The sequence below is a fragment of the Burkholderia sp. Bp8986 genome (assembly GCF_003854225.1).
Classification (GTDB): Bacteria; Pseudomonadota; Gammaproteobacteria; order Burkholderiales; family Burkholderiaceae; genus Burkholderia.
On the sequence record NZ_QTQM01000005.1, the window covers coordinates 132,777 to 147,537 of the forward strand.

Consider the following 14,761-nt stretch of genomic DNA (forward strand, 5'->3'; position numbering starts at 1 on the left):
GCGGGATCTCGCTGGACGGAATCAGAACAGGTGGTACATGCCGACCATCGCGCCGAACTGCGATGCGCCGGCGAGCGGCGTCGGGTCGTATTCGTAGACGGTCTGCGAACTCTGGCCGCTGTTGCGCGCATAACCGAGGTTCAGGTAGGCGACGGTGCGTTTCGACAGCGCGTAGGTGGTGCTCGCGATGAACAGCGTCGGGCGGCCGATCGTCGGCGCGTGCGAATCGGTGTGGTAGACGCCCGCGTTCAGCCCGATTCCGCCCGACGTCAGGTAGCGCGCGCCGCCCCAGACGATCGTGCGCGCCGCATCGAGGTCGCCGGTCAGGTGTTCGACGCCCGCGTAGACGGTGAGCGGCAGCGTCGCGAACGCATAACGCGCGGCGAGCGTGCCGAGCTCGCGGCGGCGCGCGGACGCGTCGCCCGCCGCCGACGCGTCGCCGTGCGCCTGATGCAGCACCGCGCTGACCGACAGCCCGTTGCTCGTGTACTGGCCGCCGAGTTCGAGCACGCGCCCGGCGCGCGTATTGCCCGCGACGCCGGCCGTCGCGGCAAGGGCCTCGACATCGAAGCCGGCGAACGCCGGCGACTGGTACTTGATCGAGTGGTCGATGAAGTTCGCGTTTATCGGCACGAGCACACCCTGGCCGCTGTACGACGCGTACCACAGCGGGTCGTAGAACAGCGTCTTGTCGAACAGCACGCTGAACTGCCGGCCGAGCGTGACGGTGCCGACGGGCCCCGCGATGCCGACGTACGCGCCGCGGAAGAACGCGTAGCCGGGAACGGTCGCGGTGCCGTCGTTGATGTTGAGACCCTGTTCGAGCTTGAACAGCGCGCGCCAGCCGCCGCCGAGATCCTCGGTGCCCTTGAGCCCGACCTGCGACGGCAGGATGCCGTAGTTCTGCAACTGCACGGCCGCGTGCCGTCCGTCGGCATGCGTCAGGTACTGCACGCCGGCGTCGAGCGCGCCGTACAGCGTGAGGGTCGATTGCGCGTGTGCGGCGAAGCTGCACGCAGTGAGCACAGCGGCGGCCGTCGCCGTGCGGATGAAGCGGGGTGTCATCACGTGGGGTTCTCCATACCGTCCTGCATCGTTTGTCGCTGGTGTTGTCGCGACGCAGTGTCCGCAGCGGGAAAACCGGCGAACAGTCGTGCAGATGAACGGTATGGAAAACCCGCGGTGCACGGCATGGACGCGCCGCGACGCCGCGGCGCGGCGTGCTGCGCGGCAGCAACGGGCGGCGTCCCGTTCAAATGGATGGGGCTGTCGTGTACTCCGGCGGCGGCGCCCGCCAAAAATGCCGGTCGCTATAATCGGCCGGTCTGCGTTGCGCGCATCAGCGGCCCGATCGGGCAGGGGAGCGGAAGGTGAGGATCACGACGGATATCGGGCAGGATCTCGACGCGTTGCGCGACGTGCCGGCCGCGATCGTGCTCGACGAATCCGCCTGGCCGCCGCTGCCGCCGCGCCGCGCCGATTTCGACGGCGTGACGCGCGGCGACGCGGCGCGGCGCGAACTCGGCCTGATGCTGCTCGATCTGTACGCGCTCGCCGCGCAGTCGGGCATCGGCGAATTCGAGTGCCGCTTCTTTTCGCTGCTGCAGGGGCTCATCCCGTTCGACGCCGCGTGGACCGGCGTCGCGACGCACGTGCCGACCGGCCCCGTGATGCACAACAGTTTCCTGTACCGTCTGCCGCATGCGTTCTTCAGCGACTGGAAACGCGTGCGCGACTGCGATCCGCTCGCGCAGCGCACGCTGCTCGGCGCGCACGGTCGCGCGGTGCGATTGTCGGTCGTCGAGCCCGGGTTCGACGCGCGGTTTCGCGACTGGTGCGTGAAGTACGGGCTGGCGCAACTGATGTGCGTGTGTACGCTCGACCGCCGCTTCGGGCTGACGACGTTCATGTCGATCTACCGCCAGGGCCTGAACCGTCCGTTCAGCGACGACGACGCGAGCCGCTTCGAGGAAGTGATCCCGCATCTGGCGGCCGCGCTGACGATCAATCGCGCGGCGCAGCTCACGCGCGAGCGCGGCGACGCGGTGGCGTCGGCGGCGCCGGCGGCGCGCGCGCTGTGCGACAACTTCGGCGTGCTGCATCACGCCGATCACGGCTTCGACGACGTGCTGCGCACCGAATGGCCGGCGTGGACGGGCCCGCGCGTACCGGAGCCGCTGGTCGCGCACGTGCGGCGCCAGTCGGGCCAGCCGTTCATCGGCGATGCGTTGCGCATCCAGTGCGTGCCCGTCGCGGGACTGTTCCAGATCGAGGCGCGGCCGCGCTCGCTGCTCGACCGGCTGAGTCCGCGCGAGCTGGCGGCGATCCGCTATTACGGTGCCGGCCGTTCGCACAAGGAGGTGGCGCAGCAGATGGCGATTTCGCCGACGACCGTGCGTCACTACCTGCGCTGCGCGTACCGCAAGCTCGGCATGCACGACAAGAGCCAGATCGCCGGCGTGCTCGGCGCGACGGGCGGCCCGACCGACGACGAGCCGGTGGAAGCAGGTGGCGCGGCGCGCTGAATCGCTCGTGCCGGCATCGGCATGCGGGTGCTGGCACGAATGGTTGTATCCGCAACCATTGAGCGTTATGCTCGTCAGCTCCCGGTAGACGGATTTCCATCATGAACGACACGAATTCAGGGTCGGTGCGCGCGGCGGTGGTCGGTGTCGGCGCGATCGGCGGGTTGCTCGCGGCCGCGCTGTCGCGGGCCGGCATGACGGTGAGCGCATTCGCGCGCGGTGCGACGCTCGATGCACTGGACACGCACGGCGTGCGCGTGATCGACGAGGCGGGCGTCATGTCGTCGGTCCCGGTGCGCGCGAGCGACGACGCGGTTGCGCTCGGCGTGCAGGACTACGTGGTGATCGCGCTGAAGGCGCAGGCGCTGCCGGCGCTGGCCGCGCGCATCGCGCCGCTGGTCGGGCCCGGCACGGTGATCGTCGCCGCGATGAACGGGCTGCCGTGGTGGTTCACGCACGGGCTCGCGGGCCCGCTCGACGGCGTGCCGCTCGACGCGGTCGACCCGGCGGGTGCAGTCTCGGCGGCGTTGCCGCCCGCACAGGCGATCGGCTGCGTCGTGCACCTGTCGTCGAGCACCGATGCGCCGGGTGTCGTGCGCCGCGGCCGCGGCAACCGCCTGATCGTCGGCTCGCCCGACCATCGGCTCGCCGCGCCGACCGCGCGGTTCGCGGCGGCGCTTGCCGCGGGCGGCTTCGACGTCGAGTCGACGCCGGCGATCCGCACCGAGATCTGGGCGAAGCTGTGGGGCAACATGAACATGAATCCGTTGAGCGCGCTGACGGGTTCGACCGCCGAGCAGCTGCTCGACGATCCGTTCACGCGGGATCTCGCGTTGCGGATGATGGAGGAGGCGGCCGCGATCGGCGCGCAGCTCGGCCTCGATGCGGGGATGAGCGGGCCGGAGCGGATTGCCGTGACGCGCAAGCTCGGCGCGTTCAAGACATCGATGCTGCAGGATTTCGAGGCCGGGCGGCCGCTGGAAATCGGGCCGATCCTCGGCGTGTTTCCGGAACTGGGGCGCAAGCTCGGCGTGCCGACGCCGTATTGCGACGCGGTGCTGGGGTTGCTGCGTCAGCGTGCGGCGAACAGCGGGCTGTAGCGGAGGGAGAGCGCGGCGGCGATGGCCGGCATGCAGGGAAGAATGACGAAACGGCGACGGGTCGCCCGGGCCGCCGCCGACGCTTGCGCGACTCGGGCGGCCCGCGGGATTCATCCGAGAAAATCCGGGTAAAGCGGCAGGTGCGGGAGCGCGCCTGAAACATGTGCGCGGCCGCAGCGATTGCAGCCCATGCCGCACCTTCGCGATAGGGGCGGCGCCGACTACGCCCGCCAAGCGGTTCAGTTGTCGCGTTCGATCGCGCTCGCGACCACCTTGTCGAGCAGCCGCTCGAACGTCTGGCGCTCGCTGTCGGACAGGCACGCGAGCAAGCCTTCATTCCACTTGCGCACGATCGGCATGATCTTGCGATGCAGCGCGCGGCCGTCGGTGGTCAGCGCGATCAGCACGATCCGGCCATCCTCCTCGCTCGCGCTTCGCTCGAGCAGCCCCTGGCGCAGCAGCGCTTCCGCCGCGCGGCTCGCCTGGCTCTTGTCGAGATTGGTGTGGCGCGCGAGATCCATGATCGAAAACGGACCGAAGGCGCCGACGGCGGCGATCACGCGCGCCTCGGGCAGCGAGATGTCCAGCTTGTGCCGGTACACGTCGGCGATCCCGCGGTCGGATCGCTTCGCGAGCGCATGGAGGCGATAGGTCAGAAACTGGTCGAGCCCGGCTTGTCGGCCTTTCATGTCGAATCCTGAAGAAAAAGGGCGGGCCCGATTGTTCCTGTATCGCGCGCTCGGGTCAACGGTCAGTGTGCGCCGTACTTCAGCCGTGTCAACTGTTCCGCTTCGTTCGCGAGCAGGTTCGCCGCGTCGCGGATCGCGACGTCGAGCGTGATCGGGCCGGGCGCCGGCGAGAAGCAGCCGGAAAAGTGTTCGGACAGGCGCGGCAGCGCGGCCGGGTCGACCGCGCCCGACAGCAGCGACGCGGGCACGCCCGCGACCCGCGCGTGGCGGCACGCGATGAACGGCGCCTTGCCGTGCAGCGTCTGCACGTCGGAGCGGCCTTCGCCGGTGATCAGCCAGTCGGCGCCGGCCAGTGCCGCATCGAGCCCGACCTGCCGCGCGACGACTTCCGCGCCGGCTTCGAACTGCGCGCCGAGCATGTGCAGCGCGAAGCCGAGGCCGCCCGCGGCGCCGGCACCGGCCAGGTCGCGGCAGCGCCGGTCGAGCGCGGTCTCGAGCAGGTCGGCGAAATGGCCGAGCGCGGCGTCGAGGGTCGCGACCTGCGCGGGCGTCACGCCCTTTTGCGGACCGAACACCGCGGTTGCGCCATGCGCGCCCGTCAGTGGGTTGTCGACGTCGGACATGCCGATGAATTCCGCGTCCTGCAGGCGCGGATCGAGCCCCGCCGCGTCGATCTGCGCGATGTCGGCGAGTCGTGCCGGCACGGGTTCGACCGGCTGGCCGGCCGCGTCGAAGCATTGCAGGCCGAGGCCCGCGAGCAACCCTGCGCCCGCGTCGTTGGTGCTGCTGCCGCCGAGCGCGACGAAGAAGCGGCGCACGCCCTCGTCGAGCAGCGTGCGGATCGCCTCGCCCATGCCGCGCGTGCTGCGTGCGTCGACCGGGACGCTCATGCCGACCGCATCGGTAATGCCGACGATCTCGGCCGTCTCGACGATCGCGGTGCGCGCGTCGATCACGCCGACCGCCGCATCGCGTGCGGCGAGCGACGCGCCGGCCACCTGCAGCGTGCGCCGCGTACCGCCGCCCGCCAGCATCGCGTCGAGCGTGCCTTCGCCGCCGTCGGCCATCGGGCAGCAGCGCACGACCGCGTCGGGCCGGGCGCGGCGGATGCCAGTGGCGATCGCGTCCGCGACCTGCTCGGCGGAAAGCGAGCCTTTGAACGAATCGGGCGCGATGACGACGACAGGCGCGGACGGGTGTTGCGGCATGGTGTCTCCGGAAGGCGTGATTGGTGTGAAGAATGGCGGCCGCGGCCGCGGCGCACCTTCAATCGGAGCTTACAGGATGGCGGGCCCGCGGTGGATACGGCGTTCGGCATAGCGGCGATCCGCGCGCATCGCCGCGCGCGGGAGCGGGCGGCACCGCGGGTGCGCACGGTTGTCGTGCCGATCTGGCGGTATGAGGAAGATTGTTTGCTAGAATAGTCGATTCTTCCGGCCAAAGCCGTGCTCCGAGCCGCTTGCGCTAGCCATCCGGCGCGTGCAGGGATGGCGTGGCGCTCCGGCGCGGCGTGTGCGTGAGACGCACCTCATGCCGCAGGCAGGCACGGCAAGGAAAACCCGATTCGCTCGAATAATTTTAGGACGATTGAAGCCATGGCTAACGTTGTTGAGAACCTCGGCAAGCTTGAACGCCGCGTGACGATTTCCCTGCCGAAGGACACCGTGCAGAAGGAAATCGACGCCCGTATCCAGAAACTCGCGAAGAACGTTCGCATGCCGGGTTTCCGCCCGGGCAAGGTGCCGCTGAAGATGGTCGCCCAGCAATACTCGGGTCAGGTCGAGGCGGAAGTGCTGAGCGACAAGATCGGCCAGGAATTCTTCACGATCAGCCGCGCGGAAAACCTGCGCGTCGCCGGCCAGCCGAGCTTCGAGCCGAAGCAGGAACAGGCTGAAGATGCGTACGCGTTCGACGCGACGTTCGAGGTCTACCCGGAAGTGAAGATCGGCGATCTGGCGACGGCTGAAGTCGAGCGCTCGACGACGTCGATCGGCGACGCCGAAATCGACCGCACGCTGGACATCCTGCGCAAGCAGCGCGTGCACTACCACGCTCGCGGCGAAGCCGGCGAGCACGGCGACGGCGGTGCGGACACCGCAGCGAAGAACGGCGACCGCGTGACGGTCGACTTCGTCGGCAAGATCGACGACGTCGCGTTCCAGGGCGGCACGGCCGAAGACTTCCCGTTCGTGCTCGGCGAAGGCCGCATGCTGCCGGAATTCGAAACGGCGGCGCTCGGCCTGAAGGCCGGCGAACAGCGCACGTTCGAGCTGAAGTTCCCGGACGACTACCACGGCAAGGACGTGGCGGGCAAGACGGCGCAATTCACGGTCACGATGAAGAAGATCGAATGGCCGCACCTGCCGGAAATCGACGCCGAATTCGCGAAGTCGCTCGGCATCGAAGACGGCGACCTGACGAAGATGCGCGCCGAAATCAAGGAAAACCTCGAGCGCGAAGCGAAGCGTCGCACGCAAGCCATCGTCAAGAACCAGGTGATGGACGCGCTGCTGAAGATTTCCGAACTCGACGTGCCGAAGGCCCTGATCGAACAAGACCAGCAACGTCTCGTCGAAATGGCTCGCCAGGATCTGGCGCAGCGCGGCGTGCCGAACGCGAAGGACGCACCGATCCCGGCCGAGATGTTCGCCGAGCAGGCGGAGCGTCGCGTGAAGCTGGGCCTCGTGCTGGCCGAGCTCGTGAAGTCGAACGGCCTCGAAGCGAAGCCGGAACAGATCCGCGCGGAAGTCGACGAGTTCGCGAAGAGCTACGAAGACCCGAAGGAAGTGGTCCGCTGGTATTATTCGAACCAGCAGCGCCTCGCCGAGATGGAAGCGTTCGTCGTTGAAAGCAACGTCGTCGACTTCGTGCTGGGCAAGGCAAAGGTGACGGACAAGGAAGTGAGCTTCGAGGCACTCGCGAGCGCATCGGCGCAAGCGTAAGTGTTGCTCTAGCGGCGTGCCGGCTGTCGGAGCGACGGCCCGCACGCCGTTTTTACGTCAAGCGCACGGTTGCCATTAATATGGCGATTGAGCGGGCGGCTTCCCTCCGTTCAATTTTCCATTCGAACAAGGTTCATTGAATGATCACTCGCGCTGAATTGCTGGACATGCTTGCTTCGAACGCGCCGCAGGGTTTCGAGGCGCAAGCGCTGGGGCTGGTGCCGATCGTCGTCGAAACGAGCGGCCGCGGCGAGCGTTCGTACGATATCTATTCGCGTCTCCTGAAGGAGCGCCTGGTGTTCATGGTCGGCGAAGTGAACGACCAGACCGCCAACCTCGTGGTCGCGCAATTGCTGTTCCTCGAGAGCGAGAATCCCGACAAGGACATCAGCCTCTACATCAACAGCCCGGGCGGCTCGGTGTCGGCCGGCATGGCGATCTACGACACGATGCAGTTCATCAAGCCGGACGTGTCGACGCTGTGCATGGGTCTCGCGGCCAGCATGGGCGCATTCCTGCTCGCGTCGGGCGCGAAGGGCAAGCGCTTCGCGCTGCCGAACTCGCGCGTGATGATTCACCAGCCGCTCGGCGGCGCACGCGGCCAGGCGTCCGACATCGAGATCCAGGCACGCGAGATCCTCTACCTGAAGGAACGGCTGAACAACCTGCTCGCGCAGCATACGGGCCAGGACGTGGAGCGCATCGCGCGCGACACCGACCGTGATAACTTCATGTCGAGCGAGGACGCGAAGGCTTACGGGCTGATCGATCAGGTGCTGCTGAAGCGCCCGTGAGCTTAAGTGGGGTGCCGCCCCGATTTGCGCGGCGCCCCTGCAACGTCCCGAGTGCCCTGAGCATCTGCGGCAAGCGCATCCAGCCGACTCCGGTCGCGCCCTAGGCGCGGCGTTCGGAGCATTCGGCGTATCATGTCATCTACCTGTCCGGAGGCTCTACATTCATGGCGGACAAAAAAGGTTCGAACAGCGAGAAGCTGTTGTATTGCTCGTTTTGCGGGAAGAGCCAGCATGAGGTGAAGAAACTCATCGCGGGCCCGTCGGTATTCATCTGCGATGAGTGCATCGACCTCTGCAACGAGATCATTCGCGACGAGGCGGCTGCCGCCGGCGTCGAGGCCAGCCTGTCCCGGTCGGATCTGCCGAGCCCGCAGGAAATTCGCGACATCCTCGATCAGTACGTGATCGGCCAGGAGCGTGCGAAGAAGATCCTCGCGGTGGCCGTGTACAACCACTACAAGCGCCTGAAGCATCTCGACAAGAAGGACGACGTCGAGCTGTCGAAGAGCAACATCCTGCTGATCGGCCCGACGGGCTCCGGCAAGACGCTGCTCGCGCAGACGCTCGCGCGGTTGCTGAACGTGCCGTTCGTGATCGCCGATGCGACGACGCTGACCGAAGCCGGCTACGTCGGCGAGGACGTCGAGAACATCATCCAGAAGCTGTTGCAGAACTGCAACTACGAGGTCGACAAGGCCCAGCGCGGGATCGTCTACATCGACGAAATCGACAAGATCAGCCGCAAGTCGGACAACCCGTCGATCACGCGCGACGTGTCGGGCGAGGGCGTCCAGCAGGCGCTGCTGAAGCTCGTCGAGGGCACGATGGCGTCGGTGCCGCCGCAGGGCGGCCGCAAGCATCCGAACCAGGATTTCATCCAGGTCGATACGACCAACATCCTGTTCATCTGCGGCGGCGCGTTCGACGGTCTCGAGAAGGTGATCACCGATCGTACCGAAAAGACGGGCATCGGCTTCGGCGCGACGGTCAAGAGCAAGCAGGAACGCGACGCGGGCGAAGTGCTGCGCGAAACGGAGCCGGAAGACCTGATCAAATTCGGTCTGATCCCCGAATTGATCGGCCGTCTGCCGGTGGTCGCGACGCTCGGCAAGCTCGATGAAGCCGCGCTGATGAAGATCCTGGTCGAGCCGAAGAACGCGCTCGTCAAGCAGTATCACAAGCTGTTCGCGATGGAGCGCGTCGAGCTGGAAATCCGGCCGGGCGCGTTGCAGGCAGTCGCCCGCAAGGCGATCCGCCGCAAGACCGGCGCACGCGGCTTGCGTTCGATCATCGAACAGGCGCTGCTCGACGTGATGTACGAGCTGCCGGCGATGAAAGGGGTCAGCAAGGTCATCATCGACGAGAACGTGATCGATGGCGACGGCAAACCCCTGCTGATCTATGAGGACACGCCGAAGGTGGCGGGTTCGAACTGACCGGCTTGCCGACGATGTTCTGCGAAAAAGGCCGTTCATGAGATCGTGGGCGGCTTTTTTTCGTTTATCTTGTGGGTAACTCTGACTCGACACGCGGTGGTTACTTTCTTACCGAATATTTCCCGCACTTGAAGGCTTGCAATTCGTTGTGGCGGCCTCAATTACCGAACAATTGATTCCACTCATGGGGAAATGAAATGTCAGGCACCCAACTTCTCCCGCCGGAACGCATCACGCTCCCGCTGCTGCCGCTGCGGGACGTCGTCGTTTTCCCGCACATGGTCATTCCGCTCTTCGTGGGCCGGCCGAAATCGATCAAGGCCCTTGAAGCAGCGATGGAAGGCGGCAAGCACATCATGCTCGTCGCCCAGAAAACCGCGGCCAAGGACGAACCGACCGAAAAGGACATGTACGAGGTCGGCTGTATCGCCAACATCCTGCAGATGCTGAAGCTGCCGGACGGCACCGTGAAGGTGCTCGTCGAGGGCCTGCAGCGCGCGAAGGCGTTGTCGATCGAAGAACAGGAGACGCAGTTCTCCTGCGAAGTGATGCCGCTCGAGCCCGATCACGCCGACAGCGCTGAAACGGAAGCGCTGCGCCGCGCGATCGTGTCGCAGTTCGACCAGTACGTGAAGCTGAACAAGAAGATCCCGCCGGAGATTCTCACGTCGCTGTCCGGCATCGACGAAGCCGGCCGTCTCGCGGACATGATCGCCGAGCGTCTGCCGCTGAAGCTCGACCAGAAGCAGCACATCCTCGAGATGTTCCCGGTCATCGAGCGCCTCGAGCACCTGCTCGCGCAGCTCGAAGCCGAGATCGACATCCTGCAGGTCGAGAAGCGCATCCGCGGGCGCGTGAAGCGCCAGATGGAAAAGAGCCAGCGCGAGTACTACCTGAACGAACAGGTCAAGGCGATCCAGAAGGAACTGGGCGAAGGCGAAGAGGGCGCGGATCTCGAGGAACTCGAGAAGCGCATCAACGCCGCGCGCATGCCGAAGGAAGCGAAGAAGAAGGCCGACGCCGAGCTCAAGAAGCTGAAGCTGATGTCGCCGATGTCGGCGGAAGCGACCGTCGTGCGCAACTACATCGACACGCTGATCGGCCTGCCGTGGCGCAAGAAGAGCAAGGTCAACAACGATCTGTCGAACGCCGAGCAGGTGCTCGACGAGGATCACTTCGGCCTCGAGAAGGTGAAGGAACGCATTCTCGAGTACCTCGCGGTGCAACAGCGCGTGGACAAGGTCAAGGCGCCGATCCTGTGCCTCGTCGGGCCTCCGGGCGTCGGCAAGACCTCGCTCGGCCAGTCGATCGCTCGCGCGACGAACCGCAAGTTCGTCCGGATGGCGCTCGGCGGCGTGCGTGACGAAGCCGAGATCCGCGGTCACCGCCGCACGTACATCGGCTCGATGCCGGGCAAGATCCTGCAGAGCCTCGCGAAGGTCGGCGTGCGCAATCCGCTCTTCCTGCTCGACGAAGTCGACAAGATGGGCATGGATTTCCGCGGCGATCCGTCGTCGGCGCTGCTCGAAGTGCTCGATCCGGAACAGAACCACACGTTCGCCGACCACTACATCGAGGTCGACTTCGACCTGTCGGACGTGATGTTCGTCGCGACGTCGAACTCGCTGAACATCCCGCCGCCGCTGCTCGACCGGATGGAAGTGATTCGTCTGTCGGGCTACACGGAAGACGAGAAGGTCAGCATCGCGCAGCGTTACCTGCTGCCGAAGCAGAAGAAGAACAACGGTCTGAAGGACGGCGAGATCGAGGTCACCGAGCAGGCGATCCGCGACATCATCCGCTACTACACGCGCGAAGCCGGTGTGCGTTCGCTCGAGCGGGAAGTGTCGAAGATCTGCCGCAAGGTCGTGAAGATGCTGCTGCTGAAGAAGGCATCGGGCGCGATCAAGGTCGACGGCGAGAACCTCGATACGTTCCTCGGCGTGCGCAAGTACGACTTCGGCCTCGCGGCGAAGGAAAACCAGGTCGGTCAGGTGACGGGCCTCGCGTGGACGGAAGTCGGCGGCGACCTGCTGACGATCGAAGCCGCGGTGATGCCGGGCAAGGGCAACGTGATTCGCACGGGTTCGCTCGGCGACGTGATGAAGGAGTCGGTCGAGGCCGCACGTTCGGTCGTGCGCTCGCGTTCGCGGCGTCTGGGCATCAAGGACGAAGCGTTCGAGAAGCAGGACATCCACATCCACGTGCCGGAAGGCGCGACGCCGAAGGACGGTCCGTCCGCCGGCGGTGCGATGACGACCGCGCTGGTGTCGGTGCTGACGGGCATTCCCGTGCGTGCCGATGTCGCGATGACGGGCGAGATCACGCTGCGTGGCGAAGTGCTGCCGATCGGCGGGCTGAAGGAAAAGCTGCTGGCTGCGCATCGCGGCGGCATCAAGCTCGTGCTGATCCCGGAAGAGAACGTGAAGGATCTCGCGGACATTCCGGACAACGTGAAGAACGCGATCGAGATCGTGCCGGTCCGCTGGATCGACAAGGTGCTCGAGCTCGCGCTCGAACGTACGCCGACCCCGCTGCCGCCGGAAGAAGAGGCGAAGGCTGCGGCACCGGTCGGCGAGGCGGCCAAGGATGCCGGTTCGACGGAAGTCGTGAAGCACTGAGAACCTGAACGCCGTCGCTGACGGTGGTTCGCGAAACCCGCGGCGAGTCCGCGGGTTTTTTTATGCGCGTCGGGATCGTGTGTAGCGTCGCGCGTTAAAAATTTTTGCGCATGGGCTTGGCAAAATGATCGGGGATGAATTAAACTTGCGGGCTCGCTGGTTGTTGATGCCGAAACGCAGATCGCAGCCAGAACGAATCGGAAACGGGTGCTTAGCTCAGCTGGTAGAGCGGCGCCCTTACAAGGCGTAGGTCGGGGGTTCGAACCCCTCAGCACCCACCAGTTTCACGATTCAGCCAGACCAAGGAGCGGTAGTTCAGTCGGTTAGAATACCGGCCTGTCACGCCGGGGGTCGCGGGTTCGAGTCCCGTCCGCTCCGCCAGAAAATGAAAAAGCCCGCCTCGTGCGGGATTTTTCTTTTGCGTCGTTGATCGCGCCCGCTCGCGGGCCCGTGACTGCGGAGTGGAGGAAGCCGCCTGCGCGGCTTCCGGCGGGACGCGAAGGGCTGCGCTTGCACGCGCAGCCGCGGCCTGCAGGATGTAGGCGAGTCCCGTCCGCTCCGCCAGAAGATGAAGAAGCCCGCCTCGTGCGGGCTTTTTCATTTGCATCGTCGCTCACGCCCGCGCGTTGCGCACCTGCTTTTCTCCCGTGCCACCCCGTATGTTGTAATATCGGACGTTTTGTCCAATTTTCCCGTCACGCATGCTCGATTTCTTCCGTAATCACCAGCGCCTGATGATGGCGCTCCTGCTCCTGATCGTGTTGCCGGGGCTGGGTTTCGTCGGGATCCAAGGTTTCCGCGGCTTCTTCGACGACAGCGCGAACGTCGCGGCGATCAACGGGCACAAGATCACGCGGGTCGAATTCGACGGCGCGTTCCGTCAGCAGGTCGACCAGGCGCGCCAGGCGCTCGGCGGGCAGTTCGACATCAAGGCGTTCGACACGCCCGAACATCGCAAGCAAGTACTCGACGGCCTGATCCAGCAACGCGTGCTGGCCGACGAGACGCAACGCCTGCACCTGACCGCATCCGACAACGCCGTGCGCGATGCGCTGATGAGCGACCCGATGATCGCGTCGCTGAAGAAGCCCGACGGTTCGATCGACGTCGAACGCTACGCGCAGCTGCTGTCGTTCCGGGGGATGACGCCCGAGCAGTATCAGGAGCGCGTGCGCTACAGCCTCGCGCTGCAGCAGATTCCGGCGAGCATCATCGCGAGCGCGTTCACGCCGAAGGGCCCGGCGCAACGCCTGTCGGAGCTGGCCGCGCAGCAGCGCGAAGTGCAGGCGCTGCTGCTGAAGACGAGCGACTACGCGGCGAAGGTACAGCCGACCGACGCACAGCTCGCCGCGTACTACGACGCGCACAAGCAAAGCTTCGCGACGCCGGAAACCGCGACGATCCAGTATCTCGTCTATTCGCCGGCCGCCGCTGCCGCGAGCGCGCAGCCGACCGAGGCGGACATCAAGAAGTTCTATGACGACAACCCGACGCACTTCCGCTCGGAAGCGCAGGTGCGCGTGAGCCACATCTTCATCGCAGCGGCGAGCAGCGCGAGCGCGGCCGACAAGGCAGCCGCGAAGGCGAAGGCCGAGCAGTTGCTGGCGGACGTGAAGGCGCATCCGGACCAGTTCGCGCAGATCGCGCAGAAGAGCTCGCAGGATGCGCCGTCGGCTGCGAAGGGCGGCGATCTCGGCTTCATCACGCGCGGCTCGACGGCGGGCGGCAAGGCGTTCGACGATGCGGCGTTCGCGCTGAAGCAGGGCGACGTGAGCGGTGTCGTGCAATCGGATCTCGGCTTCCACATCCTGAAGGCGACGGAAGTGAAGCCGTCGGTGGTCAAGCCGTTCGCGGACGTGAAGGACCAGATCGCAATCGACCTGAAGCAGCAGTACGCAGCGAAGGCATTCACGGACAACGCGGAAGGCTTCACGTCGACCGTGTATGAAAAGGCGAAGACGCTGCAGCCGGCCGCCGACAAGTACAAGCTGACGATCCAGACGGCCACCGTCACGCCGACGCCGAATCCGCAACTGCCGCCGACGAGCCCGCTGAACAATCCGAAGTTCCTCGCTGCCGTGTTCGCGAACGATTCGGTGAAGAGCCAGAACAACACGCAGGCGATCGACGTGGGCAACAACACGCTGATCTCGGCGCGCGTGACCGACTACAAGCCGGCTGCCGTGCCCGCGCTCGACGCGATCAAGGACGTCGTGCGTCAGAAGGTCGTTGCCGAGCAGGCTGCGGAACTCGCGAAGAAGGACGGTGCGGCGAAGCTGGCCGAGCTGCAGAAGTCGAAGTCGGCCGACGGCTTCGCGGCCGCACAGAAGGTGTCGCGCACGCAGTCGCAGGGCCTGACGCCGGCCGCGCTGAGCGCCGTCTACAAGGTCGATGCGAAGACGCTGCCGGCGTACGTCGGTGTCGACCTCGGTGCGGACGGCTATGCGATCTATCGCGTGAACACGGTGATCGCGGGTACGGCCGTCGATCCGCAACAGCTCGCGGCCGCGCAGCAGCAGATGGCGCAGGTCGAAGCGCAAAGCGAAGGTGAAGCATATCTCGCCGCGCTGCGCGACCGCTCGAAGGTGAAGGTGTACGGCACCACGCAGAGCCAGTCGCAGGACGGCGGCAACTAAGCCACGACCCAGCGCCAA

General features: G+C 66.0%; 10 protein-coding genes and 2 tRNA genes. 9 read left to right on the top strand and 3 right to left on the bottom strand.

The window, feature by feature from the left end; translation table 11 throughout:
* Nucleotides 1-21: 21 nt before the first annotated feature.
* Nucleotides 22-1,068: a porin gene (locus tag DID99_RS07530; RefSeq protein WP_124666439.1), complete on the bottom strand. Its 1,047-nt coding sequence runs from the start codon at nt 1,066-1,068 to the stop codon at nt 22-24.
* 302 nt (nt 1,069-1,370) lie between these two features.
* On the opposite strand from DID99_RS07530, the gene DID99_RS07535 reads away from it, so the two are divergent.
* On the top strand, nt 1,371-2,525 hold the full coding sequence (locus DID99_RS07535) for a helix-turn-helix transcriptional regulator (protein WP_124666440.1): 1,155 nt from the start codon (nt 1,371-1,373) through the stop codon (nt 2,523-2,525).
* A gap of 101 nt (nt 2,526-2,626) precedes the next feature.
* The gene (locus tag DID99_RS07540; protein ID WP_124666441.1) at nt 2,627-3,625 is read left to right on the top strand and encodes a 2-dehydropantoate 2-reductase; all 999 of its coding nucleotides are present in this window, start codon (nt 2,627-2,629) and stop codon (nt 3,623-3,625) included.
* Nucleotides 3,626-3,864: 239 nt separating this feature from the next.
* Here DID99_RS07540 and DID99_RS07545 read toward each other — a convergent pair whose 3' ends face one another.
* Nucleotides 3,865-4,314 carry a MarR family winged helix-turn-helix transcriptional regulator gene (locus tag DID99_RS07545; RefSeq protein WP_124666442.1) on the bottom strand — a complete coding sequence of 150 codons (450 nt, stop codon included), beginning with the start codon at nt 4,312-4,314 and terminating at the stop codon, nt 3,865-3,867.
* 62 nt (nt 4,315-4,376) lie between these two features.
* Nucleotides 4,377-5,522, bottom strand: a complete 1,146-nt coding sequence (locus DID99_RS07550; protein WP_124666443.1) for a glycerate kinase — start codon at nt 5,520-5,522, stop codon at nt 4,377-4,379.
* Between the two features lie 387 nt (nt 5,523-5,909).
* Between DID99_RS07550 and tig the strand changes: the two genes are divergently transcribed.
* The 7 genes from tig (at nt 5,910) to DID99_RS07590 (ending at nt 14,743) form a co-directional block, all read left to right on the top strand.
* A complete protein-coding gene (gene tig / locus DID99_RS07555; protein ID WP_124570164.1) occupies nt 5,910-7,256 on the top strand; it encodes a trigger factor in 1,347 nt (448 codons plus the stop codon).
* Between the two features lie 140 nt (nt 7,257-7,396).
* Nucleotides 7,397-8,050, top strand: a complete 654-nt coding sequence (clpP, locus tag DID99_RS07560) for an ATP-dependent Clp endopeptidase proteolytic subunit ClpP (RefSeq protein WP_006496351.1) — start codon at nt 7,397-7,399, stop codon at nt 8,048-8,050.
* Nucleotides 8,051-8,214: 164 nt separating this feature from the next.
* Nucleotides 8,215-9,486, top strand: coding sequence for an ATP-dependent Clp protease ATP-binding subunit ClpX (gene clpX, locus DID99_RS07565; protein WP_006754177.1), 1,272 nt, complete (start codon nt 8,215-8,217; stop codon nt 9,484-9,486).
* A gap of 197 nt (nt 9,487-9,683) precedes the next feature.
* Nucleotides 9,684-12,107: an endopeptidase La gene (gene lon, locus DID99_RS07570; protein WP_044843675.1), complete on the top strand. Its 2,424-nt coding sequence runs from the start codon at nt 9,684-9,686 to the stop codon at nt 12,105-12,107.
* 205 nt (nt 12,108-12,312) lie between these two features.
* Nucleotides 12,313-12,388 (top strand) — tRNA-Val (locus DID99_RS07575).
* Between the two features lie 23 nt (nt 12,389-12,411).
* Nucleotides 12,412-12,488 (top strand) — tRNA-Asp (locus DID99_RS07580).
* Nucleotides 12,489-12,808: 320 nt separating this feature from the next.
* The gene (locus DID99_RS07590; protein ID WP_124666444.1) at nt 12,809-14,743 is read left to right on the top strand and encodes a SurA N-terminal domain-containing protein; all 1,935 of its coding nucleotides are present in this window, start codon (nt 12,809-12,811) and stop codon (nt 14,741-14,743) included.
* Nucleotides 14,744-14,761: the final 18 nt, after the last annotated feature.